Below are 26,142 nucleotides of genomic sequence, written 5' to 3' on the forward strand. Positions count from 1 at the left end.
ATAGGTCAATTGCTTATAGGCAATAACTATTCGACGCCATAGCAGTCCCTTATCAGTCTCCAACTCCGGCTTTGTGCGCTCAATCGGCTGGCGCAGCAGTCCCTGTTTTTTTGCTGGCAGTTCTGGATCCGCGGCGCCTCCCTCTCTCGCTGCAAATCCGGTCCTCGACGACCTGATTTCACTCTAAACACCTCGCATGAATGCAGAAACAGCGCTTCATGAAAAACCGGTGACTTGCCGATGAACATTGGATGAACAGGGAAGCGGATGTGCTGCCAATAGCTTCAGGCAACGCGTGCAAAGGTATCCGAAGGCACTCACCACAAAACGTGGCAATTAGCAAAAGTTGAGGATTGAACGTAAGGAAGTTGAGCATTGGCCGGACGCCCGTTCCTAGCATTGACTGGTCATCAATCAAAGGCGCGGCAACACCGCGAAGACCCATGCTGCTCACACTTCTGTCGTTGACCTGCCAGCGCGCCCAAGCCCAAGCGCCAGAGCTTTCCAATCTCATTCATGCCATGCGCGTCAAGGACGCAGCGGGCATCGGCCGCCGGCGCCTGGAGCGCAATGGGCGCGATACGGGCACGCCACAGGAAGGCGCGCTGCTCGGACGCAGCCTGCTGCTGGTTGGCATGGAAGAGGCGGCCAGCGAAGTGTTTCACCAGCAACTCAAGGCCTATGACCAGGTTTCACGCAGCAACGTGCGCTGGCAGTCGGCACTGGACCAGGCATGGCTCTTTCATCATTTGAACAAGGCCGCCCGCGCCGTGGCTTGCTGGTCGATCGTGGCTGGCGACCACGAGGCCCCGCTTGAGTTGCGTGTGGAAGGCCATTGCGGCAAGGCGCTGTCGCTGCAGGCCCTGGGCCAGCATGCAGAAGCCCTGGCCACCGCACGCCAGGCGGAAGCGCTCTGCCAATCTGCCGCTGCAGCCATGCTGGAGCCGCACGCCAGGGCGATCCGCCTGGAGGTACTGGCCCGGGTGCACCTGCTGCGCCATGAAGAACTGACCGACCATGCACTCTCGGAGTCCGCCATGGCGCTGGCACGCGATCTGCCCACCGCGGCGGAGATGGTGGCCGAACTGGCAGCGCTCGAGTCGAGCACCCACGTGCCCGAGCTGTTGCGGGCCCGCCTGGCTTACCTGCGCTGCGGCTTGCTGGGACACCACCCTGCCAGTCGGCAAGAGGCGGTGGCGGGCTTCGTGCGCTGGCTGCGCGAACACGAATTGGCCGGCCTGGAATCGCAAGTGCGGGTGGAAGCCTGCCTCGCATTGCTGACCGACAAGGCGGCCACGGGTGCCCGCGATGTGATCCAGCCGCTGGCCAGCGTCGAACGCGAGGTCGATCGGCACCCTTACGCATCGGACATCCAGTACTGCCTGTCCAAGATCCACATGGAAGAAGGCCGGCTGGGCGAGTCACTGCGCCAGTACAAGCGCCACGTGGCCCAGGCCATGCGGGTGGTGCACAACACGGTGCTGGCGCGCATGAACAGCGCCGCGTCCACCCTGCCCTCCCAGGCCCAGGACACGACCGGGTTGCGCCTGCCGCCCCGCTACCGCGCGGCCTACCGCTACATCGTGGAGCACCTGCACGACGCCAACCTTTCGGTGCGTGAAATCGCGGGCCGCCTGGGGGTCACCGAACGCGCGCTGCAACTGGCGTTCCGCAACCACCTGGGCATGACGCCTGCCGAACTGATCCGGACCGAGCGCGTGAAGCGCATCGAAGACGAACTGCGCGAGATGAGCGAAACCGGCGGACGGGCCCACATGCTGGACGTCGCGTCACGCTGGGGCATCTGCAACCGGTCCACGCTGGCCAACGCCTTCAAGCTGTCCGCCGGGCGTCCCGCCGATGCGCACTGACATCACGGCTGGCGGGACGCGACAGCCGCCCGCCGCCACCCTGAGGTCACTTCACGGAGGTCTTGGCGCCTTGCTCGACCAGCCGCGCGAACTCTTCATGCTCGTAGGCGATGTAGGTCTCCATCATGCTGCGGTAGATGGCCTCGATCACCTCGGGCTCGCCGCCTTCGGCCAGCGCACGCTCGCGCACCCGGTGCACGATGAATTCGATGCGGCCTTCGTCCCGCACCTGGAACTCGCGCTGCTTGTTCAACGCCGCCTGGGTCATGTAGCCGCCGCGCTCCACCAGCAACGGCACCAGGATGTCGTCCAGCGCGTCGATGCGCGCGCGCACCTCCGCCATGCTGCTGCAGCGCTCCACCTTGTCGATCGCCCGGGTCATCATTCGAGTCCTTCCTCAACCAGTTCGGCAGCGCGCAGCAGGGCGCGGGCCTTGTGTTCCGTTTCCTTCCACTCCAGCTCGGGCACCGAGTCGGCCACGACACCGGCCGCGGCCTGAACATAGAGCGTTCCGTCCTTCACGATGCCGGTGCGGATGGCAATGGCCACATCCATGTCCCCGGCGTAGCTGAGATAGCCGCACGCCCCGCCATACAGGCCGCGCTTGACGGGCTCCAGGCGGTCGATCAGTTCCATCGCATGCACCTTGGGCGCGCCGGTGAGCGTGCCAGCCGGAAACGTGGCCTTGAGCACGTCCATGTTGGTCATGCCGTCGTTGAGCAGGCCCTCGACGTTGCTCACGATGTGCATCACGTGGCTGTAGCGCTCCACGGCGAACGCCTCCGTCACCTTCACCGTGCCCGTCTTGGCGATGCGCCCGATGTCGTTGCGCGCCAGGTCGATCAGCATCACGTGCTCGGCGCGCTCCTTGGGATCGTTCACCAGCTCGACTTCCGTGGCCTTGTCATGCTCGGGCGTGTTGCCGCGCGGTCGCGTGCCGGCCAACGGCCGGATCGTGACCTTCTGGCCTTGCGGGGTGCTCTCTTGCCGCACCAGGATCTCGGGCGACGCCGAGACGATGTGGAAGTCGCCCATGTGGTAATAAAACATGTAGGGCGAGGGGTTCAGCGACCGCAGCGCGCGGTACAGGGAGAGCGGCGACTCGGTGTAACGCTTTTGGATGCGCTGGCCCACCTGCACCTGCATGAAGTCGCCCGCGGCGATCAGCTCCTTGGCACGGTCCACCGCCGCCAGGTAATCGGCCTTGGCAAAGTCGCGCTGGGGGGGATGGCTCTCCGTCGGCTTGACGACCGGCGCGGCCACCGAATACTTGAGTTGGTCCTTCAAACCCCGCAGGCGTTGCTTGCCTCTGGAATACGCCTCTGGCTGGCCCGGGTCCGCGTAGACGATGAGGTACAGCTTGCCCGAGAGGTTGTCGATGACGGCCAGATCCTCGCACTGCAGCAGCAGGATGTCCGGCATGCCCATCGTGTCGGGCGGGCAACTGGCTTCGAGCTTCTTTTCGACGTAACGCACCGCGTCATAGCCGAAATACCCCGCCAGCCCGCCGCAAAACCGCGGCAGGCCGGGACGCAGCGCCACCTTGAAACGCTTCTGGTACGCCTCGATGAAGTCCAGCGGATTGCCGGCAGCGGTCTCGACCACCTGCCCATCGGTGACCACCTCGGTCTTGGCGTCGGCCCCGAAGCCGCTGGCCCGCAGCAAGGTGCGCGCCGGCAGGCCGATGAAGCTGTAGCGGCCGAACCGCTCGCCCCCCACGACCGATTCGAGCAGAAAGCTGTATTTTCCGCCGTCCTTGCTGTAGGCCAGCTTCAGGTACAACGACAGCGGCGTCTCCAGGTCGGCGAAGGCCTCCGCAATGAGCGGAATGCGGTTGTAGCCTTCGCTGGCCAAGCTTTTGAATTCAAGTTCTGTAATCACGGGAATTTCCCAATCGGGCAGCGCCAGCACAAGGACGTGGGGCGCCGCAGTTCATTGCGTTCGGCCCGTCAGGGCCACGGGTGCAGCTGGGATTGCCCCAGGTGCCATCAGGCGTTCGATGCGGCTGGCTTGCGCCAGGGCCAGGCTCCCCGGTCGCTGCAACCTGTGATGAACACGTGGTGAATGAACATGGGGAGAAAGTGTAGCAAAGCGCCTGCGGCCAGCCTGGATGGCCCAAGGCGAAAGGGCATCGCCACGTGACCGCCGTCGATGGCATGCATTGCACGGGAAATGCATCCCATCGGCCACCCTTCGCGACCACCGCCATGAAACCGCGAAAGTGGAGGCAAGGCCTGCCGCCGATGCCTCGGGAGACGCATGGCGCGTGCGGCGTTCAGCGGGAACGTTTCACCGCAGGGGCCAGGCGATCGAGCTCGCTGGACATCATTCTGGCGACGACGCGTGCCACGGCCTGGGGATCCATCGTTTCATCGAACAGCATCTCGACCGCCGAATAGAGCATTTCCACCACGATGCGACTGGCCAGTTTCAATTCCGTGGGATCGGCATCCGGAAGCACCTCCACCAGCAGCCGCACTTGCGCCTCGGTGACCTGCGCGTGGGAGGCGAGCCGGACCTGCTGCAATGCCGGCACAGCGCGCATGGCTCGCATGATCCACACGCCTGCCGGGGTGTGGCGCGTCACTTCGTAGGTATCGAGCAAAAGGCCCTCCAGCGCGCGCTCCAGGCTCGGGGCACCTTTCAGGAAGACGTCTGGCTGGATCCAGCGCTCCACGCACTCGTTCTGGCGCACCATCAGCCGCTGCCCCAACTCCGACAGCAACGCGTATTTGTTGGGAAAGTAGCGGTAGAGCGCAGGCGGCGTCATTCCAGCGCGCTCGCAAACCAGATTGGTCGACAGCCGCTCGATGCCGACCTCGTCCAGCGTCAGTGCGGTCGCTTCGAGGATGCGTTCGAACGTGTCGGTGGCGCGCTGCTGCGCGGGCTGTACCTTGGTGGCGAGATCGGGCTGAACGCGGCGAGTCCGTGGCAAAGCGGCTTTCTCTTTCTTCATGGTGTTCGGGATTCTCCCCATATAAAAGGTGAAACAACTGGGCCGCATGACAATATCATAGTCATCACTACCTTCAAGGATGGCATCGTGACACAGCGCAAAGAAATCCATGCTTCCGCGTTAATGACCGCGCTCGTGGTGGGCTCGCTGGCGCTGCTGGTCCTCGGGTTGCAGCCGATTTTGCTGGGCGAACTGCTGGAGGCCAGGCAGGTCAGCCTGGAGGGACTGGGGTTGGTGGCAATGGCCGAGATTGTGGCGCTGGGGCTGGGGGCCCTGCTCGGCGATCTTGCGCTGCCATTGGTGCATCTTCGCCTGGCCACCGCCATCGCGGCGGCCGCGGCCGCCGCGTTGAACGTGGGGACGCTGCATGCGGTCGGCGACATGGGGTTCGTTGCGTACCGCGCGGCGGCCGGACTGGCGGAAGGCATTCTGGTGTGGGGGACCACGGCAGTGATCGTGCGCAGCGCCAATCCCGACCGCATCGCGGGCCTCTTCTTCGTGCTCCAGACCCTGGCCCAGGCGTTCGTGGGACTGTTGCTGGCCCATGTGATCATCCCCACCCATGGCTGGGCCGGTGCCTTTGCGCTGCTCGCGTCGCTGCTGTTGGTGCCCGTGCTCCTGGCATTTGCGCTGCCGCGCCACCTTCAGCCGCTACCCATGCCGCCGACCGGCGTCTTTGCCTGGACCTGGCAGAAAGCGACGCCACTCATCGCCGTGTTCTTGCAGCTGTCGACGTTGGGGGCCCTTTGGGCGTACGTCGAACCGCTGGGCATCCAGGTGGGCTTCTCCGCGACCGCGGTGCAGACGCTGATCGCGGCCTGCCTGGGCGTTCAGGTCGTGGGCGGGCTCTGCGGCTCGGCGCTGGTGCGCTCGCTGCAGGCCCCCAAGGCACTTCTTGCGGGGTCGACCTTGCTGTGCGGTGTGGCGATCGGCATCTTCTACACCGGCGCAGGGGCCACGACGGCCTTCGCCGCGCTGTGTGGCCTGTTCGCCTTCACCTGGCTGTTCATCACGCCGTTTCAGATGCGGTTCGCCTTTGACGCCGATGCCAACGGGCGCGTGGCGTCCCTCATCCCTGCCGCCCAGGTGTTCGGCATCGCGTTCGGACCGCTGGTCGCCTCGTTCTTCGTCCAGGGAGAGCAGGCGCATGCCGTGCCGGTGGTCAGTGCCGCCTTTGGCGCCGTGGCCACGCTGACGCTGTGCTGGCGCTCCGTTACCCAACGCCACGCATTTTCCGCCTAGCGGTCACGCCAAGGGAGTCAGCATGTCTTCACAGCCACCGTACCGCACCTTCCGCGAGTTCTATCCCTTCTATCTCAGCGAGCACGCGAACCCGGTCTCGCGCCGCCTTCATTTTTTGGGCAGCAGCATGGCCCTGATTCTCCTGACGGCCGCCTTATGGCAACAGAACGGTTGGCTGCTGGGACTGGCGCTGCTCCAGGGCTACGCCTTCGCCTGGGTCGGGCATTTTTTCTTCGAACACAACCGCCCTGCCACCTTCCGCTACCCGCTCATGAGCTTCATGGGCGACTGGTGCATGTGGTGGCAGATCCTGACTGGCCGGATCAGGTTCTAACCGCCTTGCGCCATGCCTGCCACGCACTGGAATGCGCCGCGAGCGTCTCTTCGATCGGGCGATAGCGCAAACCGAGTTCGTCCATGCTGCGCTGGTTGTCGAGCGTGAAGCGGATGCCGAGATGATTGCGGACATAGGACTGCGACAGGCCGAACAGCGGCCCGATCCAACGCACCAGCGCGTCGGGCAACGGATGCCGGGGCAGCAGCCAGGGCCGATCGTGCACACGCCGCACGATGCGCGACATCTCGACGAACCGGGTCATTTCGCGCTCCGCGACGATGTAGCGGCCTTGGGCCCCATCATTCAGCGCGGCGGCGAGGTGTGCCTTCGCCACGTCGCGCACGTCCACCGTGCAGAAGCTGAAGTCCGGCACTCCGTAGAAGAACACGCCCCGCATCAGCTCGTCCAGCAGGAAAAGGCTTCCCGACTCCGATTCGGGCGTCAACGCCGGCCCCAGGACCAGGCCCGGGTTGATCGCCACCATGCGCCAGCGTTTCTGGCCGCCGGCGATGCGCCACGCCTCTTCTTCGGCCACCACTTTCGAGTAGTGGTACGGGTTGTTTTCCAGGGTACTGGTGCGGTTGAACTGGTCTTCCGTGAGCACGTGCCCCTTCATCTGCAGGACGTCGGCGTAGTCGCCGAACATGGCCCCCACGGTCGATGTCAGAACGACCTTGCCGACCGACTCGCAGCGGTTGACCGCGGCCAGCACGTTGCGTGTGCCCGCCAGCGCAGGCTCCAGCAATTCGACCCGCGGGTTCTTGATCTGCTCGGGCAGAAAGAAAGGGGAGGCGACATGGAACACCGTGTCGCAGCCGCCCATGGCCTCGTCAAACGATCGCTCCCGCAGCAGGTCCGCGGCAAACAGCCGCAACCTGCCAGGGAAAAGCGTTTGCAACCCGAGCAGGGCGTACAGCTTGTGCGCCTTGCCCAGATCGCGCACGGTCGCGTGCACGGCCCATCCGTTTTCCAGCAGCAACTTCACCAGATGGCCGGCCACATAGCCCGAGCCTCCCGTCACCAAAGCAGTTCGCATCAACCCACTCCATTCGTTGGGCCTAGCGTATCGGGCGGGGCCCAGCGTGCGGTGTTCGCAATGGACAAGCGCGGGGCCGTTTCGGCCTGGATGCCATGACGCAGACCGAAACGGCGCTCCAGAACCGCGCCATCGTGCCGCCGATGCTCATCCGGGCGCTGCTGCGCGTCGCGCAGGCACGCGGCCTGCCGCCGGACCGCCTGTGCCTCGGCTTGGGCTTCGGCCCCGAGGATCTGCGGGATCCCGCGTTGCGGGTGTCCTACCGCCAGACGCGGGCGCTGTGCAAGCGGGTACAGGCACAACTGAACGAACCTTCGCTGGGCCTGCTCGCCGGACAGGCGCAGACCCCGCTCTCCTGGGGGCTGCCCGGCCTGGCCATGCTCACCTGCCAGACACTGGGCCAGGCCATCGCATTCTGTGCGGTGCATCAAAGCGAGGCGGGCGCATTGGTGTCTTTCCGGATCGAACGCCAGGATGGCCTGCTGGTGGTCGAGGCGCAGCCCCGCTACCACGATCCCGAACTCGAGCCCTTGCTGATCGAGGAGGCCTTCGCGGCCAGCCTGACCGTGGTGCGCGCGCTGGTCGGTGCGGACTTCACGCCCGAACGGGTGGAACTGGCCTGGCCTGCGCCGGCGCACACCCTGGCGCATCGGCGTGTCTTCGGCTGCAACGTGCAATTCGACAGGCCGGCACACCGCATGTGGACCTCGCAGCGATGGCTTGCCCAGGAATTGCCCGGATGGGACCCCTACGCCTGCGACGCCCTGCGCGAACATCTGGCGGCCCTGCTCGAATGCCCCGGCAACCGCAACGATCTTCATGAAAGCGCCCTGACGTGGCTGCGCGGCAACCTGGACAACGCTCCGTCCATGGCGGGCCTCGCACGCCACCTGAACCTCGGGGAGCGCACGTTGCGAAGGCGCCTCGACGCCCTGGGCGTGTCATGGCGCGCGTTGCACGACCAGGTGCGCCGCGACCACGCACTGGCGCTGCTGCAACGCGCGGCGCTGCCCATCCACGAAGTCGCATCCGCCACGGGCTTCGACGATTTGCGAGCCTTTCGCCGTGCATTCAAGCGGTGGACAGGCGCCCGCCCCAGCGCACTGCGCCAACGCTGACCCTCCGCGACCCTATTAGGGTTTTCACAAAGAAATCTCTCTTTTCAAAATAGTAGTCATCGCTATAAACTAGCCATCATTACCAAATAACCAAGTCATTGTGATGACCACATTCACCCCCCTCCTTCGCGCTGCCGTCGTGCTGGCCACACTGGCTCAGCCCGCGTGGGCCGCCGGTCCTGACGAGGCGAAAGGCCTGTGGATGGGGGCTGACAAAGATGCGGTCCTCGAGTTCAAACCCTGTGCCGATGCGCCCACGGCGCTGTGCGGGCACATCGTCTGGGACAAGGACGCAGGCCAGGCCAAGGACAGCTGCGGCGTGCAGATCGCCCGGCTGGAGCACGACCAGAACGATGCCTGGCGCGATGGGTGGGTCTACGACCCGCGCGACGGCAAGAAATACAAGGGCGCGCTGCGGGTCAAGTCGGGAGATCTGCATATCCGAGCGTTCCTGGGCACCGAGATCCTGGGACAGACCGAGCAGCTGCAACGCGTTGCCGCCCTTCCTGCCACCCCCGTGTGCAAGCCCTGACCCCGTCCCGTTCATCCACCCCACCAGCGAAAGGATCTCGCATGAAAAAACGCCCACTGGTCTTCCTGGTTTCCACCGGCGCGCTGCTCGGCGGCATCGCCATCCCTGCGCAGGCTGACGAGACCGCCAGCTACGCCGTGGAGACCGAAGTCAAGCTGCTCAGCGACCAGCGCACGCGCGGCCTTTCCGATTCGCTGAACCGCCCCGGGGCGCAGCTGGCCGTGCAATTCGCCCACGAAAGCGGCGTGATCGCGCTGGCGCAGTTGTCCACCATCAGCAACAAGGTCTACACGGGCAGCGACGGATACAACGTGCTGCTGGCCACCGGCTGGCGCTTTGGGGATCCGGACGGCTGGCACTACGGCGTGGGCGTGGCCAGCGAGCTCTTTCCCGGCGCCAAGTTCGATGCGCCCTATGGCTTCGATGCCAGCACCGGCACGCCCACCGACTTCCGGACGACGAAATACAACTCGACCTACGCCGTGCTCGAACTGGGCTGGGGCGCGCTCGATGCGCGCATCCTGACCGTGCTGTCCAAAAACTACCGGGGCGCCAGCACCAGCGGCGTCTGCGGCCAGATGCTGGCCCTGTCGGCCGACCCCACCAAGGCGCTCGACTGCTATGCCCGCGGCGACCACGACTCGCGCGGCAGCTGGCTCGCCGACCTCGACTACAAGATCCCCCTCGACGACAAGACGACGCTGAAACTGCACGCCGGAATACAGCGCATCAAGAACTTCAAGGAAGCCAACGCCAGCGACTATTCGATCGGCGTGCTGCACAAGCGGTGGGGCTTCGACTGGAGCGCCGAGTACGTCATGCCCAAGACCCGAACGCGCGAGTTGTTCCAGGTGGTCGATGGCGACAAGATCCGGGCGGTGGACGGCAACCGGCTCGTGCTGGCCGTCTCGCGCAAGTTCTGAGGCCTCGATGAGTCTTGCCCAACGCCTGGTGCTCGCCATCGACCTCGGCACGTCGGGTTGCAAATGCGCCCTGGTCACGCTGGACGGGACCGTGCACGCCTGGGCCTTCAGGCCCGTCTCCCTGGAGGTGCATGGCGTGACGGCCGAACAGGATCCCGCCCATTGGTGGCAGGCCCTGGTGGAGGCCGCGGGCGAATTGCTGAATGCGGACGCACAGCGGCGCCAACGCGTCGTCGCGGTGTGCTGCTCGACGCAGACGGAAGTCACGGTCTGCGTGGACCGGGCCGGTCGCCCCATCGGACGCGCCATCAGCTGGCTGGATGCCCGCGGCGCGCCCGCCATCGCACGGCGAACGCGCAGCCGGTTCGGCAACATCGAGGGCTACAGCCCCCTGAAACTCTGGCAGTGGCTGCGCCTGACCGGTGGCGCCCCGTCGACCACGGGCCGCGACAGCGCCGGACACATCGCCTACGTGCGCGACGAATGCCCCGACGTCTACGAGAAGACGCACAAGTTCCTGAACGCGCTGGACTACCTGAACCTGCGCCTGTGCGGCCGCCTGTGCGCCACGCAGGACTCCATCCTCACTGCGTGGGTCACGGACAACCGCGACCCGCACCACGTGCACTATGACGCGCGGCTGCTGCGCATGCTGGGTGTGGATGCGGAAAAGCTGTCCGAGATCGTCCGATCCACCGATGTGATCGGCACCCTGCTTCCCGAGGTGTCCGAGGCGCTCGGCCTGGACCCGGGCACGGTGGTGGTGGCTGGCGCGGTCGACAACTCCGCCGTCGCGGTGGGCGCGGCCGTCGACGACTTCGAAACGCACCTGTACCTCGGGACCTCTTCCTGGCTCGGCGCGCATGTGCCGTTCATGAAGACCGACATCTTCCGCAAGATTGCCGCCGTGCCCTGCGCAGTGTCGGGCCGCTACCTCGCCATGGCGCTGCAGTCCACCGCTGGCGCCAACCTGTCGTTCCTGCGCGACCGCATCCTGTACCACCCCGATGAACTGGCCAGCGACGAAGAGCATCCCGAAGTTTATGAAGCGCTGAACCGCATCGCGGCGCGCGTTCCACCGGGCGCCAGGGGTCTGATCTACACCCCATGGCTGTACGGTGAGCGCACGCCCGTGGACAACCCGCGGCTGCGCGCCGGACTCATCAACATGTCGCTGGAGCATTCGCGCGAAGACATCTTTCGCGCCTTTCTCGAAGGCGTCGCGTTGAACACGCGATGGATGCTGGAGCCCTTCTCCAGGCTGCTCGGGCGCAACCCGGGCGTCATCACTGCAGTGGGAGGGGGCGCGCAAAGCGAGGTCTGGTGCCAGATCATGGCGGACGTCTCGGGACAGCCCATCCGCCAACCCACCAGCCCGATCCAGGCCAATGCGATCGGCGCCACGTTCATCGCGGGCGTGGGCATCGGCGCCCTGTCCTTCTCCGACCTGGGCCAGCTGCGACAGATCCGCCGGGTGTACGAGCCCGCCTCGTCGCTGCGGAATCTGTACGACGAGAAATTCGGAACGTTCAAGGAGGTCCACACGCGCCTGGCGCCGCTGTACCACCGCCTGAATGCACCGGCCCTTTCCTGACAGCGAGAGCCCATGAAACACGAATCCCAACGCCGGCATGTGGTGGACCTTTGCCTCGAACTCTCCCGCCGTGGCTACTTTGCCGGCACTGGCGGAAACATCATGCTGCGCATCGATGCCGACCTCGTGGCCGTCACCCCGTCCGCGATCGACTACCACGCCATGAAGCCCGCGGACGTCTGCGTGCTGCGCCTGACCGACCTGCGGCAGACCGATGGCGAGGGCACGCCGTCCGTGGAGAGCAGCCTTCATGCGGGCGTGCTGCGGGCGCGGCCCGAATCGGGCTGCAGCATCCATACGCACCAGCCGGTGGCCAGCGCGCTGGCGTTGCTGGGCGAGGAAATTGCCGTTCCCCCGCCGTGGAGGGCCACGTTGGGAGCACGCCTTCCCGTGGTGGGCTATGCGCCGTCGGGCAGCGGCTGGCTGGCCTGGAAGTTCAGCCGCAAGGTCCGTGGCGATGTCAATGCCTATCTGATGCACAACCACGGCATCCTGTGCTGTGGCCGCGACAGCGATGCGGCCATGCAGGCCGTGGATGACCTCGAAGCCCTTGCCCGCTCGCTGCTGGATCAGCGCATCCGACATCGCGCCACCTCGGCCTCCCCGGCCATGGAACAGGCCCTGCAGCGCACGCGCGATGCGCTGCACACCCGCGCCACGGCCTGAACGTTTCCTCCCTCGAGCACTTCCCATGAGCAACCTCGCCACCATCCACGCCGCCGCCGCCGGCGCTGCAGCCATGCCGCCCACCGCCATCTCGTCCTGGCCCGACACCCCGTCGCTCTATCAACGGTTTTCCGAACTGGTGGCGCAGCCCATGCGGCCCATCCGGCCGGATGCCATGCCCAACGTCCTGCGCTGGTTCGAAACCAAATGCGCGGGCTCCAAGCGGCTGGCCGAGCGGGCCAAGGGGGTCATTCCGGGCGGAATCCAGCACAACCTGGCCTTCAACCACCCCTTCGCCCTGGCCATTTCCCATGCCGAAGGGGCCCATCTGACCGACGTCGACGGCAACCGCTACATCGACTTCCTGCAGGCCGGCGGCCCGACGCTGCTGGGCAGCAACCACCCGGCCGTTCGCCAGAAGGTCCATGCGCTCATCGACGCATGCGGCCCCGTCACCGGCCTGCTTCACGAATACGAGGTGAAGCTTGCCGAGCTGGTCTGCAGGCACATGCCCGGGGTGGACATGCTGCGGCTCCTGGGTTCGGGCACCGAGGCGGTGATGGGTGCGGTGCGGCTCGCGCGAACCTACACGAAGAAAAAACGGATCATCAAAATCGGCGGCGCCTACCATGGCTGGAGCGACCAGCTGGTCTACGGCATGCGCCTGCCCAATACCGGGCGCATGGAGGCCACCGGCATTCCACGCGGCGCGACGGGCCACACCCAGGAGTGCCCTCCCAACGACCTGGAGGCGCTGCGCCGCCAATTGCAGCTCAACCGGCTGCGCGGCGGCACGGCGGCCGTGCTGCTCGAACCCCTGGGCCCCGAGAGCGGCACGCGGCCCGTCCACAAGGGCTACAACGAGCAAGTGCGCAAGCTGTGCGACGAGTTCGACACGCTGCTGATTTTCGACGAGGTCGTCACGGGTTTCCGCATCGGCATGGGCGGCGCCCAGGCCTATTTCGGGGTCACGCCGGACATCACCGTGCTTGGCAAATGCCTGACCGGGGGGTACCCGATGGCCGGGGCCATCGGCGGCAAGAGGGACATCATGATGTCGCTGGTCGGCGGCATCGGCACCACCTCGCGCCGCGCCTTCGTCGGCGGAACGCTGACGGCCAACCCCCTGTCCTGCGTGGCCGGCTACTACGCGCTGCAGGAAGCCGAACGCACCAACGCCGCCGTGGTGGCAGGCCAGGCCGGGGACCGCCTGCGCCGCGGCCTCGAGGAGATCATCCGCCGCCGCAACCTGCCCTACGTGACCTACAACATGGGCTCCATCGTGCACCTGCAGACTTCGGGCGTCCTGCTGCTGGACACCAGCAGCCTGTGGAAACTGTTCAAGGTGCGGAACGAGGCCAAACAGCGCAAGCACATGATGGAGGAGATGGGCGCGGCCTACACGGCGCACGGCCTCATCACCCTGGCCGGAAGCCGCGTCTACACGAGCCTCGCCGACACCGACGAAGTGATCGACGACGCACTGAACCGCTTCGACGACGTGTTCGCACTGGTATGACGGCGGCGCACATGGACCGGGCACTGGAACAGCTGTGGCTCCAGCTGCGGGAGCGCCTGATGCAAAAGCACCTGCTGCAGGGAGCGGCGGCAGCGTTGTCGCTGCGCATTCCCGGCGGCGATGGCATGTGGTTCGGAGCCGCGGGCGATGCAGCGCCGCGGCGCCTCGACGCGATGGATCTGGCGTCCTCGGGGCCAGGTCCGGGCCTGCACGCACAGGTCCTTGCGTCGCGCGACGACGTTTGCGCCGTGGCCTCGGGCGGTGGCATGTTCGGGACGGGCCTGGCCGATTTCGGCGGGGCGATGCCGGGGGTGTTCGACGAGCAGGTGCGGCACCTGGGCCGCATGGCGCCAGCGTCGTCCCTCGCCGCCGTCGGCAAGGCATTGCGCCTCGGCGGCAACGCGCTGCTGGTGCAAGGACAGCCGCTCGTGCTGGGCATGACCGGTGCACGGCTCGCCCTCAATGCGGAACTGTTCGAAAAGTGCGCCAAAGCCTATCTGCTCGCTGCGGCCGGGGGCGGCCAGGTGCGGCCCCTGCCGTGGGTGGTGCGGTACGTGGCCAACCGCCGCCTCATGAAGGACGAGCACCGGGCGCGCCTGCGGGTCCGCCAGGGGCTGCTCCCCGAAGAGACCAAGGGCTACTGACGGCCTCGGTCGCACTCCACGGATGCGCGCGTGCGCCCCATGAACGGCCGGGCGCCAACCCTCGAAGGACCCCACATGGAATACAAGGACAAGGTCGTGCTGATCGTCGGTGCCTCGTCCGGCATCGGCCGCACGCTGGCACTGCGCCTGGCGGGCATGGGCGCCCAGGTGGTGGCCATGGCGCGGCGCGAAGACCGGCTGAGGCATCTGTCCGCCGAGATCGTGGCACGGGGAGGCCGCTGCAGCCTCCAGGTGGCGGATGCCCAGGACCCCGGCGCCGCCCTGCGCGCTGTGCAGGGCGCACTGGCCGAGCACGGCCGCATCGACCTGTTGATGCTCAATGCCGGCGGCGCGCCCGCCATCGACATGCGCAGCATGACCGCCAGCGAAGTGCTCGGGTACATGCGGTCGAACTACGACGTCGCGGTCAACGTGCTGTTTCCGGCGCTGGATGCCATGCGCCGGCAGCGCAGCGGCGTGGTGGTCGCCACCAACTCGCTCGCAGGCCTTCTGGGGGTGCCGCTGCAGGGGCCGTACTGCGCCGCCAAAGGCGCCCTGAAGCTGTTGATCGACACCTGCCGGGTGGAGTTTGCGGAGTTCGGCATCCGTTTCGTCTCCGTTTATCCGGGATTCATTGCGACCGAGGCGACCGCCGGCGATGGCATGCCCGCGCCGTTGCAGATGTCGGAAGACCGCGCGGTCGATCACCTTCTTCGGGCCCTCCAGGGGCGCTACATGGACTATGCCTTTCCCCGGCCGATGACCGCCCTGGTCTGGCTCGCCAATGCGTTGCCCAAACGCCTGGTCGTGCGGATCCTGCGCCGCGATGTGCCCCCGCTCGGCACGGAGCTTCGGCCATGGTGACCCTATCGGCCGATGCGGATGCCACCGCCATCCGCGCCCTGTTCGATGCGCAGGCGGCCACCGCGCTGGCGCTGCGCGAATCGACCGCACCGCAACGCCGCGACAAGCTGCGCCGGCTCAGCCGCGCCGTGCTGGCGCGCCGGGAGCGCTGGTACGCGGCCTTCCACGCCGACCTGGGAAAGCCCCGGATGGAAGTGGAGCTGACCGAACTGCTGCCGGTCCTCGACGAGGCCAGCCATGCCATCGGCCATCTCCAGCGATGGATGCGCCTGCGCCGCATCGGCGCCACGCTGACCACGCTGGGGACCAGCGCACGCGTGCAGTACCAGCCACGCGGCCGGTGCCTGATCATCGGCCCGTGGAACTACCCGCTCAATACCGTGCTGGGGCCCCTCGTGTCGGCGGTGGCGGCGGGAAACACCGCGATCCTCAAGCCGTCCGAATTCACGCCCCACGTCAACGCCCTCGTCGAGGAAGTGATCGCGGAAGTCTTCGGGCCGCAGGAGGTGGCCCTCGTGCAGGGTGCCGTGAAAACCTCGGAGTGCTTGCTGGCACTGCCGTTCGACCACATCTTCTTCACCGGCTCGCCGGAGGTCGGCAAGAAGGTGATGGCCGCCGCCGCCCTCCACCTGACCTCCGTGACGCTCGAGCTGGGCGGAAAGTCCCCGGCCATCGTCGATGCGAGTGCCGACGTCGAAGCGGCGGTGCGCATGCTGGCCTGGGGAAAGCTCACGAACGCCGGGCAGACCTGCGTCGCGCCCGACCATGTGTACGTCCACCAAAGTGTCGAAGCGCGGTTCATCGCGTGCTGGCGCCGCGTCGTGGCCGAACGGTATGGCCGGAATGCGCCCGACGTCGCCGCCAGCGCGCACCTGGGCCGCATGGTCACCGAGCGCCACGCCGAGCGCATGGCCGCGCTGATCGAGGATGCCGTCGCCAAGGGGGCCACGCGGCTGGACGGTGGCGAACACGACACCCCCATGCGTTACGTCGCACCCACGCTGCTGGGCCGCATTCCCGGCGATGCACGCATCGCGTCCGAGGAAATTTTCGGCCCCGTGCTGCCGCTGCACGTCTTCGACTCCGTGGACGAGGTCGTCGCGCGCATCAACGCCGCCTTCAAACCCCTCGCCCTGTACCTCTTCGCGCGGGACCGGGCACTCGTGGCGAAGCTGCAGCAGCAGACCAGTTCCGGCAGCCTCGGTGTGAACCTGTGCGTTCAGCAGTACGCGCACAGCCAGTTGCCGTTCGGCGGCGTCAACCACTCCGGGATGGGCAACGCCCACGGCTTTTACGGCTTTCGCGCGTTCTCCCATGAACGGGCCTGCCTCTACAACGGCCCGCTCAATGGGCTGCGCCTGTTCTTCCCGCCGTACTCGCCGATGAAGCTCGGATGGGCGCAAAAGCTCGTGAAACTGATCGCCAGAACCTGAACCACCGAGGGCGCAGCAAAGCCAGCAAGGCTGCCCCCCCCTGCGTGCCGCGCGGCACCGGCACGGCAGGTCGATCCCGCTCCAGGCCCCTGATGAAACCCCTGCTGAAAACCCTGTTGTGCCTGCCTCTACACGCAGCAACAATCAGAAACGAACGATCGTTCTTTTTTTGGAGTTGCCATGATGTTTCTGCAGCGGTGGCTGATCGCCACCCTCGCCGGCCTTCTCGTGACCATGGGGGCCGCCTCGGCCCAGGTCGTGACCGTCGCCGATGTGAAGTACGGCACCGCGTTGCAACTGCAAGGCAGCCCGTTGCTGCTCAATGGCGCGGGCATCCGCTACAAGGCCGTGTTCAAGGTGTACACGGCGGGCCTGTACCTGGAGCGCAAGGCGGGCACGCCGCAGGAAGTGGCCGCCTTGCGCGGCCCCAAGCGGCTGTCGATCACCATGCTGCGCGACATCGAATCGGCCGAACTGGGCAAGCTGTTTTCGCGCGGCATGGAAGACAACATGGACAAGGCCTCGTTCTCCCGCCTGGTGCCCGGCGTGCTGCGCATGAGCGAGATCTTTTCCCAGCACAAGAAGCTCTCGGCCGGCGACACCTTCACCGTGGACTGGCTGCCCGGCACGGGCACCGTGATCAGCGTCAAGGGCGTGGCGCAGGGCGATCCGTTCCGCGAGCCCGAATTCTTCGATGCCCTGATGGGCATCTGGCTGGGCGAGCGGCCGGCGGACTGGAAGCTCAAGGACGCGCTGCTGGGCAAGGCGGGTGGCTGACTCAGTGTCCGCGGCCCTCCGGCTGGCGGCGCACGGGCATCCGGCCCCCGCTTTTCCTGCCCCGCAAACAAATGCTATTATTTTTATAGCTACATGCCCTAGTAAATATTGCACTGGAGCATGATTCGACCGCTTTGAAGAAAACCGCGATGCCGGCACGCCCCCTGAATTCCAGGAATTTTTTCACCCGCCTGTAACCCGCGGCGCATTCCGCCCGAACTACTGGACGAGGCCCGATCGCCGGGCCCTCTTTCAGGAGCATTCATGGCGGCATCCGCGAAACCACAGCCCATCCACCCCTTGTGGATACGCATCAGCCACTGGCTGAACGCCCTGGCGGTGCTGATCCTCACCGCCAGCGGCTGGCGCATCTACAACGCGGCGCCGTTCTTCCCTTTCACGCTGCCCAACGCGCTGACCCTCGGCGGCTGGCTCGGAGGTGCACTGCAGTGGCATTTCGCCGCCATGTGGCTGCTCGCGGCCAACGGCCTGTTCTATCTGGCGATGAACCTCGCCAGCGGCCGGCTGGCCCGCAGGTTCTTTCCGGTCTGGCCGCGCGCCGTGCTGCGCGACGCCATGGACGCCCTGCCCGGAAAGCTCGCCCACACGGATGCGCGCCAGTACAACAGCGTGCAGCGGCTGGCCTATCTGTTCGTGATGCTGGACCTTCTGGTCCTGGTGCTGTCCGGGCTCGTGCTGTTCAAGTCCGTGCAGTTCCCCGTCTTGCGGGAATGGCTGGGGGGCTACGAGTTCTCGCGCCGCATCCATTTCGTGGCCATGGGGCTGCTGGTCGGGTTCATTGCCCTGCACGGTGTGATGGTGGCCCTGGTGCCGCGCACGCTGCTCACCATGTTGAGCGCCGGTCGCCAAGGGAGTGCGGCATGAACCTCTTCAGACGCCGGAGCTTGTCCAATGCCGATGCAGACCTGGCCGTGGCCGACGCGCGCAAGCTCCTGGAGCGCCGCATGGCGCCCGCCGCGCGCCGCCATTTCCTGCGCGGCAGCCTGACGCTGGGCGGCCTGTCCCTGCTGGCCGGCTGCAGCATCAGCGACAACGAGGATGTGGAAGCCATGCTCCAGCGCATCTCGCGCTGGAACGACCGGGCCCAGGGATGGCTGTTCGACTCCGGCCGGTTGGCACCCACCTATCCCGAATCCATGATCGTCCGGCCGTTTCCCTTCAATGCGTACTACGGCGAAGACGAAGTCCGGATCGTGAAAGAGGAAGGCTACCGGCTCGAAGTGGCCGGCCTGGTGGCCGAAAAACGCCCCTGGACCCTTGCGGCACTGCGCGCCCTCGCGCAGCAGGAGCAGGTCACCCGCCACATCTGCGTGGAGGGCTGGAGCGCCATCGGAAAGTGGGGCGGCGTGCCTTTCGGCGATTTTCTGCGGCGCATCGGCGCCGACCTGAGCGCGAAGTACATCGGCTTCGCATGTGCCGACGACTATCGCACCAGCATCGACATGGCGACCGCGCTGCATCCGCAGACGCTGCTCGCGCTGACCTGCGACGGCGAGCCATTGCCACCGAAATACGGCTTTCCGCTGAAGCTGCGCATACCGACCAAGCTGGGCTACAAGAACCCGAAACACGTCATGGCGATGTCCGTGACCAACACCTATCCAGGCGGCTACTGGGAAGACCAGGGCTACAACGGGTTCGGCGGCAGCTGAGCGATCGGGCTCGGCGCCGCAGACGGCGCGGCCGTGCCCGATTCCCGGGTGCGGCGCAATTTTTCTCTTCCCTCTCTTGAAGGACTTTCGACATGAACAAGCTCACGACCGCACTGCTCGCCGCCTGCCTGACCGCGGCCTCCGTCTCCGCCATGGCGGCGGACGACATGATGAAAAAGGACCCCATGGCCAAGGACTCGATGGCGAAGGAAGCCACGCCGAAAGACGCCATGAAACACGACGGCATGAAGAAGGATGCGATGAAGAAAGACGGCATGAAACACGACCCTATGGCCAAGGATTCCATGGGAAAGGACGCGATGAAGAAAGATGAGATGAAGAAGGACGAGATGAAGAAATAAGCCACGGCATGCCTGCAGGCAGTGGGTCCATGCATGCCGTCAGCGCAGGCAGTGTTCGAAGCCATCGCGCGATGCGCGCGAGTGGTGCCGATGCCGTGTACCCTGAAGCGGCCATGGCACCCCGACCGCCTCGAGATATTGCGCACCTCCAGACCGAACAGCGCCTGCGAAGCCTGATGCTCGCCGGGCTGGAGGGCGATGCGGCGGCGTACCGGCAATTCCTGCAGCAAATGGCAACCCGCCTGCGGTCGTTCTACCGCCGGCGGCTGTCCGGTTGGCCCGACGACGTGGAGGACCTTGTGCAAGACACCCTGCTGGCCCTGCACAACCAGCGCCACACCTACCAGCGCACCCAGCCGCTCACGGCCTGGGTGCACGCCATCGCGCGCTACAAGACCATCGATCTGCTGCGCGCGCGCCAGGCGCGCGAAGCGCTGCACGATCCCCTGGACGACGATGAAACCGGCCTCTTCGATCACACCGAGGACACGGCCGCCGAGGCCCGGCGCGATCTCGGGCGACTGCTCGCCACCCTGCCCGACCGCCAGCGCTTGCCCATTGAGCAGGTCAAGCTGCATGGCCGGTCGGTCTCCGACGTGGCCCTGGAAACCGGCATGACGGAATCCGCCGTGAAAATCGGCATCCACCGGGGCCTGAAGGCGCTGGCGAGCCGCATCGCGTCTTCGTCCCCACCCACGGCGAAGCCAAAGGCCTCCCCATGAAAACCGACGATCTGATCCATCTATTGGCCGCCGACACGGTGCCGGTCCCTCGCCATGCCGCAGCGAAGCGCCTGGCGCTCGGCCTTCTCCTGTCGGTGCCGGTTTCGGGCTGGCTGATGTGGTATGGGCTCGGGCTCAATCCAGCGCTCGGCCAATACGCCACCCTGCCCATGTTCTGGGTGAAATTCGGCGCTCCGCTGCTCATGGCCCTGGCCGCGTTGCGGCTGGTCACCCGGCTCGGAAAACCGGGCTCTGTCACCCGCCTCGCATGGCTGGGCTGGGCCGCCCCGATCGGCCTGGTGTGGGCCCTGGGGCTGATGGCGGTGTGGCAGGCCCCCGCGGCACAACTGCCGGAGCTGGTGCTCAGCCGCACCTGGCGTGTGTGCGCGGAAAACATCGCGATGCTGTCGCTGCCGGTGTTCCTGGCCGCGATCTGGGTGCTGCGGGGCATGGCGCCCGTCCGCCCCGCATGGGCCGGCGCTGGGGCCGGCGCCCTGGGCGGCGCGGCCGGCGCCACGGTCTATGCGCTGCACTGCCCGGAGCTTGCTGCACCGTTCATCGCCATCTGGTACGTTCTGGGCATGTCGCTGCCGGTGGCCGCTGGTGCCGTGCTGGGGCCTCGGCTGCTGCGCTGGTAGCGGGCCATCGCCCCGCTGCTGCGGCGCGTCAGGGGCCGGGCCGCAGCGCCTCCAGCGAATCGACATAGCCGTCGGCATCCACCTCGCGCACGGGTTGCCCGTGGTTGTAGCCATAGGTCACCAGCACCACGGGGCAGCCGGCGGCGCGGGCCGCCCGGGCATCGTTGCTGGAGTCGCCGATCATCAGCGTACGCGCGGGCACGGTGCCCAGTGCCTCGCAGGTCCTGAGCAACGGCATCGGGTCGGGCTTCATGCGCTCGAAGGCATCGCCGCCGAAAACCTTCTCGAAGAAGCCGTCCAGCCCCTTGGCCTTCAGCAGCGAAATGGCGAACGCCGTGGGCTTGTTGGTCAGGCAGGCCAGGCGCACGCCTTGCCGCCGCAGCGCCTGCAGCCCGGTGACCACCCCGGGGTACAGCGCGGCGAACTGGCCGTTGACGGCGGCGTAATGGCGCTGGTAGCTTTCCCAGGCCTGCGGATAGATTGCTTCTTTTTTGATAGCAATATGCCCTAGTGAATCATGCGCCAGAACGTGATTGAGCACTGAATGAATCAGGTGCTGCGAGCCCTTTCCCACCATGCGTTCGATGTCGGGCGCCGCGATGCCGGGCAGCCCCAGCTCGTGCAGCATGCGGTTGATCGCCTCGGAAAAATCGCCGAGCGTGTCCACCATGGTGCCGTCCAGGTCCACGATCGCGGCATCGGCTTGTGCGGGGGACAGCGGAATCCAGTCTGAAAAGGGGGCAGATTGCATCGTCATGGCCATGAAAACAGGCGTGCAGTGAATGAAGTCGGGGTGGTGTCGTGGCGGTCCTGGTGCGGGGAGGACGTCTTCAACCTTCTGGAAAACTCACCGCCTGCGTCCCACGCCGCTTCGGCCGCACGACCACCGTGCCCGCCAGCTTATCGTGCCAGCCCTGCTTGCGGCCATCGAACGCCACCCACAGCAGGCCCAGGCCCAGCGGAATCGCGGAGGCGAAATACGCCACGTAGCGGCCTACGGACTGCCCGGGGGTCATCGGCTTTCCGGTGGCGGCATCCACCACGCGGGCGCCGATGGCCATCTTGCCCGGCGTGGCCTGCCGGCTCAGCCAGAACAGCACCACGGCCACGGCCGGCAGCACCCAGGAGATGACGAAATCCGCAGGCCCCATGACCAGGCGCTCGGATTCGAAATATGCCCAGCCATAGAACGCCACCAGCAGCGGCACCGTCACGACGATCAGCAGCAGGGTGTCGATCAGCGTCGCGCCCACGCGCGCCCAGAAGCCGACATATTCGAGATCGGGAAAACCGCTGGGGTCGTTCATGGCATCGTTTCCTTCTGAAGCAGGTGTTTGCGGCCTCAGGGGTCGAGGCACCCTGGATTCTGGCAGCGATCGCCGGCCTGCGAGGGGTTTCAAACGCCAGTCGGCCCGGCCGCCCGGCGCCGCACCGGCGCCTTCGCCACCGTCAGTTCCGCCCAGACGGGGGCATGGTCGCTGGCGTTGTCCTTTCCGCGCTCGTCCCGGTCCACGCCGGCGTCCGCCACGTGGAGCATGCGGCTCACCAGGATGTGATCGATGCGCAGCCCCGCATCGCGCTCCCAGCGCCGGCGCCGGTAGTCCCAGAAGGTGAACGGCACGTCCTTCGGGTGCACCGTGGCGATGGCATCCGTCCACCCCTGGGCCAACAGGTCGGCATAGGCTTGCCGGGGCGCCGGCTGCAAAAGGGCGTTGTCCGCCCATGTGTCGGGTCGGTAGATGTCCGCATCCGTCGGCACGACGTTCCAGTCGCCCATCAGCACCACGGGATGGCCAGACGCCCAGAGCGCCTGGGCGCGGCGGCTCAGCCGCTCGAACCAACGCAGCTTGGCGTCGAATCGGGGGCCGGGTTGCGGGTTGCCGTTGGGCAGGTACAGGCAGGCGTAGAGCACGCCGTTGACGGCCGCTTCGAGGTAGCGGGCTTCCTTGTCGGCCGGGTCGCCCGGCAGCGCGGTCAACACGGGCAGCGGATCGTGCCCGCGGCCGAGCAGCGCCACGCCATTCCATGTGCGCTGGCCGACGGCCACGCCCCGGTAGCCCGCCGCGCGCAGCGCCTCATCCGGGAACTGCGCCGTGGGACATTTGAGTTCCTGCAGCGCGACCACATCGGGCCGCGTGCGCTGCAGCCAATCGACCAGCCGGTCGATCCGCTTGTTGACGTTGTTGATGTTCCACGTGGCGACGCGCATGGCGTCACCGGCCTGGACACGCGGGCGAGCAATCGCTCACGCCGCTTTTCTTTCCGGTGCGCTCTTCCTGGCGGCGGCGCTTTTGGCACCTGCCTTCCTGGCAGGCGCCTTGGCCGCCGCCTTGCCGGCCGTTTTGCCCGCCCCCTTGCGCGCAGGCGCGGAGCCCCCCTTGAGGCTGCGCTTGAGCAGGGCCGTGAGGTCGATCACTTCGCCGGTCTGCGGCGCTTCTTCCTCCGGGTCCATGACGGTATGGCCTTCGCCCGCCTTCGCCTTCTTGTCCACGAGCTTCATCACCTGGATGCGGAACTCGTCCTTGAAGTCGGCGGGGTCCCATTTTCCGGACATCTCCTCGACCAGCTGCCTGGCCATCTTGAGTTCCGCGACGCTCACACTCTTCCTGCCGGCGGCCGGCAGTTCGAGCGAGTCGAGCGTCTTGACCTCGTCGCCCCAGCGCAGCAGGTTCAGCACCAGCGCCGGCCCCGAAGGCACCAGCGCGGCCAGGTGCTGCTTCGTCGAAATGACGACCTTCGCGAGACCGACCTTGCCCGTCGCGATGAGGGTTTCGCGCAGCAGCGCATAGACCTTGTCGCTCTTGTTGACGGGTGCTACGTAGTACGGCCGCTCCAGGAAGATGAACGGCATGTCGTTCGCATCGATGAAACGTTCGATCTCGATGGTCTGCGTGGTCTTGGGGAACACCGCCTCGATCTCTTCCGGGCTGATGATGACGTACTTGCCGTCTTCGTACTGCACCCCTTTGACGATGTGGTCCTTGTCGATTTCCTTGCCGGTCTTCTTGTTGATGCGCTTGTAGCCCACCGGGTCCATGGACCGCTTGTCCAGCCAGTCGAAGTCCACGCCCTGCTCCGTCGCCGCCGTGTGCAGCCCGACAGGGATATGGACCAGGCCGAAGGTGATGGCGCCCTTCCAGAGCGTGCGACTGCCAGTTGCCATGTGACTTTTCTCCGAAGGGGGAAACCCCGTTCTTCCCAGTCTGCGTCGATCGGTCTGTCACCCTTGTAGGCGGCCGCTTGCCACAGCGGTAGGCATTGCCTGCCAATCGGGTGGCGGCACGCACGGCCTTGAGCCATCCCCTGCAATCCCCTATGCTGGAGCGATGCCGTCCGCCCTTCGCCCCATCGCCATCCATGTGCAAGAGCCGTCCCCCGGGGACTTCCGCTGGGTGCTGATGGAGCGCGAAGGCGGCGGTGCCTGGGCGGAGATGGAACGGTCCGCGTCGGCCGCAGGCACCTACCACCAAGCCCTGGCCGATGGGCTTCGGGTCTTGCAAGCCATGATCGAAGACCTGGACATCGGCCCTCGCCTTGCCGTGAAGCGGGCCGCAAAAGCGGTGGCGCCATCGGACGATGCGCCCCAGACGGATCGCGCGCCGGCCGATCCCCCAACCCCCTCCAAACCCTCGCTGTTCGGATTCGGCCCCGCCCGCTGAACCGCCGCGCCTGGCGGCTGCAGGGAGGTGGTGCAGAATGCCCACCACGTCCCTACAGACCCCACCGATGACCACGCTCCAACACCTCCTCGGCACCGAATTTCCCCTCATCCAGGCGCCCATGGTGGCGGTGTCGGGAAGCGCCATGGTGATCGCCGTGAGCGAAGCCGGGGGCCTGGGCTCCTTGCCCTGCGCCGGGCTCACGCCCGACCTGATCCGCCAGGAAGTCACGGCCATCCGCGCGGCCACCCGCCGGCCCTACAACGTCAACTTCTTCTGTCACACGCCGCCCCAGCCCGATCCGCAGCGGGAGGCGGCATGGCGTGCGGCGCTGGCGCCCTATTACGCCGAATTCGGCCTTCGTTCGGAGGACATCCCCGCCGGTGCGGGACGCCATCCGTTCAACGCCGAGGTGGCCGGCCTGCTGGCGGAGTTCCGGCCACCGGTGGTCAGCTTCCATTTCGGACTGCCGCCGGACGACCTCCTGGCGCAGGTGAAAAGCTGGGGCTCCAAAGTCCTCGCGTCGGCCACCACGGTGGAAGAAGCGCTCTGGCTGCAGGCGCGGGGCGTGGACGCGGTCATCGCGCAGGGCCTGGAGGCCGGCGGGCACCGCGGGCACTTCCTGTCGCACGACCTGACCAAGCAATCCGGCACCTTCGCGCTGCTGCCCCAGATCGTCGGCGCCGTGCAGTGCCCGGTCATCGCGGCCGGGGGCATCGCGGACGCCCAGGGCGTGGCCGCGGCCATGGCGCTGGGGGCCTCGGGCGTGCAGGTCGGCACGGCCTACATGCTGGCCACCGAGGCCACCACCAGCGCGGTGCACCGCGCCGCATTGCAAAGCGACGCAGCGCGCCACACTGCCCTCACCCACCTGTTCACCGGCCGCCCTGCCCGCGGCATCATGAACCGCGTCATGCACGAATTGGGGCCACTGAATCCCGCGGCCCCGGAATTCCCTCTCGCGACGGCCGCGCTGGCCCCGCTGCGCGCCAAGGCGGAAGCCTTGGGGCGCAGCGACTTTTCACCACTGTGGTCCGGACAGAACGCGAGCGGGTGCCGGGAGGCGTCCGCCGCCGACCTGACGCGCGCGCTGGCGAAGGGCCTGCGGTAAGCGGCCGACCGTTTCCAGATTCACCGGCCCCACCGCTTTGACATGAAAATTCCTGCACTGCCCTTCACGACGACGGACTGGTCGCTCATCGCACCCACCGAGCACCCTGGCGAGACCGGAACGGCCCTGTGGCGCACCCAGACCGTGGGCGACATTCGCATTCGCCGGGTCGACTATTCCGCCGGCTACCTGGCCGACCACTGGTGCGACCGGGGCCACATCCTGTTCGTGCTGGAAGGCACGCTGGAAACCGAATTGAAGGATGGCCGCCGTGTCACGCTCACGGCCGGCATGAGCTATCAGGTGTCCGACTTCGGCGATGCGGCCCACCGGTCGTCGACGGCCACGGGCGCGCAGCTCTTCATCGTGGATTGACGCCTGGGCCGCCCTGTGGCGGGCGAACGGCCCGCACGGCGGCTGCGCACCGTCCGACAGACGCTACCGCGGTGTACGCCTAGTCTGCAA

General features: G+C 66.7%; 29 protein-coding genes. 21 read left to right on the plus strand and 8 right to left on the minus strand.

Annotation, left to right across the window (positions count from 1 at the left end; translation table 11 throughout):
* The first annotated feature begins 443 nt into the window (after positions 1–443).
* The gene (locus AVAK2825_RS03055; RefSeq protein ID WP_284394263.1) at positions 444–1,871 is read left to right on the plus strand and encodes a helix-turn-helix domain-containing protein; all 1,428 of its coding nucleotides are present in this window, start codon (positions 444–446) and stop codon (positions 1,869–1,871) included.
* Positions 1,872–1,917: 46 nt separating this feature from the next.
* On the opposite strand, the gene AVAK2825_RS03060 is transcribed toward AVAK2825_RS03055, so the two are convergent.
* The 3 genes from AVAK2825_RS03060 to AVAK2825_RS03070 form a co-directional block, all read right to left on the minus strand.
* The gene (locus AVAK2825_RS03060) at positions 1,918–2,253 is read right to left on the minus strand and encodes a chorismate mutase (protein WP_284394751.1); all 336 of its coding nucleotides are present in this window, start codon (positions 2,251–2,253) and stop codon (positions 1,918–1,920) included.
* Entirely contained in the window at positions 2,253–3,752 is a 1,500-nt protein-coding gene (gene trpE, locus AVAK2825_RS03065) for an anthranilate synthase component I (RefSeq protein ID WP_284394265.1), read from the minus strand. The genes AVAK2825_RS03060 and trpE overlap by 1 nt, the downstream gene beginning before the upstream one ends.
* 394 nt (positions 3,753–4,146) lie before the next feature.
* Positions 4,147–4,938 (minus strand): TetR/AcrR family transcriptional regulator, encoded by a 792-nt coding sequence (locus AVAK2825_RS03070; RefSeq protein WP_284394268.1) that lies wholly within the window; start codon positions 4,936–4,938, stop codon positions 4,147–4,149.
* A 12-nt stretch (positions 4,939–4,950) separates the two neighbouring features.
* Here AVAK2825_RS03070 and AVAK2825_RS03075 point away from each other — a divergent pair, with 12 nt between their 5' ends.
* Both AVAK2825_RS03075 and AVAK2825_RS03080 read left to right on the plus strand, forming a co-directional pair.
* The gene (locus AVAK2825_RS03075) at positions 4,951–6,069 is read left to right on the plus strand and encodes an MFS transporter (protein ID WP_284394269.1); all 1,119 of its coding nucleotides are present in this window, start codon (positions 4,951–4,953) and stop codon (positions 6,067–6,069) included.
* A gap of 22 nt (positions 6,070–6,091) precedes the next feature.
* The gene (locus AVAK2825_RS03080) at positions 6,092–6,403 is read left to right on the plus strand and encodes an Mpo1-like protein (protein WP_284394271.1); all 312 of its coding nucleotides are present in this window, start codon (positions 6,092–6,094) and stop codon (positions 6,401–6,403) included.
* On the opposite strand, the gene AVAK2825_RS03085 is transcribed toward AVAK2825_RS03080, so the two are convergent.
* Positions 6,393–7,442 carry an NAD-dependent epimerase/dehydratase family protein gene (locus AVAK2825_RS03085; RefSeq protein WP_284394273.1) on the minus strand — a complete coding sequence of 350 codons (1,050 nt, stop codon included), beginning with the start codon at positions 7,440–7,442 and terminating at the stop codon, positions 6,393–6,395. The genes AVAK2825_RS03080 and AVAK2825_RS03085 overlap by 11 nt on opposite strands.
* A 95-nt stretch (positions 7,443–7,537) precedes the next feature.
* Here AVAK2825_RS03085 and AVAK2825_RS03090 point away from each other — a divergent pair, with 95 nt between their 5' ends.
* The 15 genes from AVAK2825_RS03090 to AVAK2825_RS03160 all read left to right on the plus strand — a co-directional run bounded on the left by AVAK2825_RS03090 (position 7,538) and on the right by AVAK2825_RS03160 (position 20,907).
* A complete protein-coding gene (locus AVAK2825_RS03090) occupies positions 7,538–8,560 on the plus strand; it encodes an AraC family transcriptional regulator (protein WP_284394275.1) in 1,023 nt (340 codons plus the stop codon).
* Positions 8,561–8,663: 103 nt separating this feature from the next.
* Entirely contained in the window at positions 8,664–9,092 is a 429-nt protein-coding gene (locus AVAK2825_RS03095) for a DUF2147 domain-containing protein (RefSeq protein ID WP_284394277.1), read from the plus strand.
* 41 nt (positions 9,093–9,133) lie between these two features.
* Positions 9,134–10,015, plus strand: a complete 882-nt coding sequence (locus AVAK2825_RS03100; protein WP_284394279.1) for a TorF family putative porin — start codon at positions 9,134–9,136, stop codon at positions 10,013–10,015.
* A gap of 7 nt (positions 10,016–10,022) precedes the next feature.
* Complete coding sequence (locus tag AVAK2825_RS03105; protein ID WP_284394281.1) at positions 10,023–11,609, plus strand: xylulokinase; 1,587 nt, start codon at positions 10,023–10,025, stop codon at positions 11,607–11,609.
* Between the two features lie 12 nt (positions 11,610–11,621).
* Positions 11,622–12,275 (plus strand): class II aldolase/adducin family protein, encoded by a 654-nt coding sequence (locus tag AVAK2825_RS03110; RefSeq protein ID WP_284394283.1) that lies wholly within the window; start codon positions 11,622–11,624, stop codon positions 12,273–12,275.
* A gap of 25 nt (positions 12,276–12,300) precedes the next feature.
* Positions 12,301–13,794, plus strand: coding sequence for an aspartate aminotransferase family protein (locus tag AVAK2825_RS03115; RefSeq protein ID WP_284394284.1), 1,494 nt, complete (start codon positions 12,301–12,303; stop codon positions 13,792–13,794).
* Complete coding sequence (locus tag AVAK2825_RS03120) at positions 13,791–14,438, plus strand: hypothetical protein (protein WP_284394285.1); 648 nt, start codon at positions 13,791–13,793, stop codon at positions 14,436–14,438. The genes AVAK2825_RS03115 and AVAK2825_RS03120 overlap by 4 nt, the downstream gene beginning before the upstream one ends.
* A gap of 75 nt (positions 14,439–14,513) precedes the next feature.
* On the plus strand, positions 14,514–15,302 hold the full coding sequence (locus AVAK2825_RS03125; RefSeq protein WP_284394286.1) for an SDR family NAD(P)-dependent oxidoreductase: 789 nt from the start codon (positions 14,514–14,516) through the stop codon (positions 15,300–15,302).
* On the plus strand, positions 15,296–16,735 hold the full coding sequence (locus AVAK2825_RS03130; protein WP_284394287.1) for an aldehyde dehydrogenase family protein: 1,440 nt from the start codon (positions 15,296–15,298) through the stop codon (positions 16,733–16,735). Before AVAK2825_RS03125 ends, AVAK2825_RS03130 begins: the two co-directional genes overlap by 7 nt.
* Positions 16,736–16,915: 180 nt before the next feature.
* The gene (locus AVAK2825_RS03135) at positions 16,916–17,512 is read left to right on the plus strand and encodes a chalcone isomerase family protein (protein WP_502870476.1); all 597 of its coding nucleotides are present in this window, start codon (positions 16,916–16,918) and stop codon (positions 17,510–17,512) included.
* 264 nt (positions 17,513–17,776) lie between these two features.
* A complete protein-coding gene (locus AVAK2825_RS03140) occupies positions 17,777–18,397 on the plus strand; it encodes a cytochrome b/b6 domain-containing protein (protein WP_284394289.1) in 621 nt (206 codons plus the stop codon).
* Positions 18,394–19,185, plus strand: a complete 792-nt coding sequence (locus tag AVAK2825_RS03145) for a molybdopterin-dependent oxidoreductase (RefSeq protein ID WP_284394292.1) — start codon at positions 18,394–18,396, stop codon at positions 19,183–19,185. Before AVAK2825_RS03140 ends, AVAK2825_RS03145 begins: the two co-directional genes overlap by 4 nt.
* A gap of 92 nt (positions 19,186–19,277) precedes the next feature.
* Positions 19,278–19,547: a pentapeptide MXKDX repeat protein gene (locus tag AVAK2825_RS03150; RefSeq protein WP_272565669.1), complete on the plus strand. Its 270-nt coding sequence runs from the start codon at positions 19,278–19,280 to the stop codon at positions 19,545–19,547.
* A gap of 113 nt (positions 19,548–19,660) precedes the next feature.
* A complete protein-coding gene (locus tag AVAK2825_RS03155) occupies positions 19,661–20,269 on the plus strand; it encodes a sigma-70 family RNA polymerase sigma factor (protein ID WP_284394296.1) in 609 nt (202 codons plus the stop codon).
* Positions 20,266–20,907, plus strand: a complete 642-nt coding sequence (locus tag AVAK2825_RS03160; RefSeq protein ID WP_284394298.1) for an NrsF family protein — start codon at positions 20,266–20,268, stop codon at positions 20,905–20,907. The genes AVAK2825_RS03155 and AVAK2825_RS03160 overlap by 4 nt, the downstream gene beginning before the upstream one ends.
* A 28-nt stretch (positions 20,908–20,935) precedes the next feature.
* On the opposite strand, the gene gph is transcribed toward AVAK2825_RS03160, so the two are convergent.
* The 4 genes from gph to ku all read right to left on the minus strand — a co-directional run bounded on the left by gph (position 20,936) and on the right by ku (position 24,070).
* On the minus strand, positions 20,936–21,658 hold the full coding sequence (gene gph, locus AVAK2825_RS03165) for a phosphoglycolate phosphatase (RefSeq protein ID WP_502870477.1): 723 nt from the start codon (positions 21,656–21,658) through the stop codon (positions 20,936–20,938).
* Between the two features lie 79 nt (positions 21,659–21,737).
* The gene (locus tag AVAK2825_RS03170; protein ID WP_284394303.1) at positions 21,738–22,214 is read right to left on the minus strand and encodes an RDD family protein; all 477 of its coding nucleotides are present in this window, start codon (positions 22,212–22,214) and stop codon (positions 21,738–21,740) included.
* Between the two features lie 89 nt (positions 22,215–22,303).
* Positions 22,304–23,116: an exodeoxyribonuclease III gene (locus AVAK2825_RS03175; protein WP_284394305.1), complete on the minus strand. Its 813-nt coding sequence runs from the start codon at positions 23,114–23,116 to the stop codon at positions 22,304–22,306.
* Between the two features lie 36 nt (positions 23,117–23,152).
* Entirely contained in the window at positions 23,153–24,070 is a 918-nt protein-coding gene (gene ku / locus AVAK2825_RS03180; protein WP_284394307.1) for a non-homologous end joining protein Ku, read from the minus strand.
* Between the two features lie 163 nt (positions 24,071–24,233).
* On the opposite strand from ku, the gene AVAK2825_RS03185 reads away from it, so the two are divergent.
* The 3 genes from AVAK2825_RS03185 to AVAK2825_RS03195 all read left to right on the plus strand — a co-directional run bounded on the left by AVAK2825_RS03185 (position 24,234) and on the right by AVAK2825_RS03195 (position 26,052).
* On the plus strand, positions 24,234–24,566 hold the full coding sequence (locus tag AVAK2825_RS03185; protein WP_284394310.1) for a hypothetical protein: 333 nt from the start codon (positions 24,234–24,236) through the stop codon (positions 24,564–24,566).
* A gap of 67 nt (positions 24,567–24,633) precedes the next feature.
* Positions 24,634–25,677, plus strand: a complete 1,044-nt coding sequence (locus AVAK2825_RS03190; protein WP_272565680.1) for an NAD(P)H-dependent flavin oxidoreductase — start codon at positions 24,634–24,636, stop codon at positions 25,675–25,677.
* 42 nt (positions 25,678–25,719) lie between these two features.
* On the plus strand, positions 25,720–26,052 hold the full coding sequence (locus tag AVAK2825_RS03195) for a DHCW motif cupin fold protein (protein WP_272565681.1): 333 nt from the start codon (positions 25,720–25,722) through the stop codon (positions 26,050–26,052).
* Positions 26,053–26,142: the final 90 nt, after the last annotated feature.

It is taken from the genome of Acidovorax sp. SUPP2825, from assembly GCF_030158995.1.
GTDB lineage: Bacteria > Pseudomonadota > Gammaproteobacteria > Burkholderiales > Burkholderiaceae_C > Paracidovorax.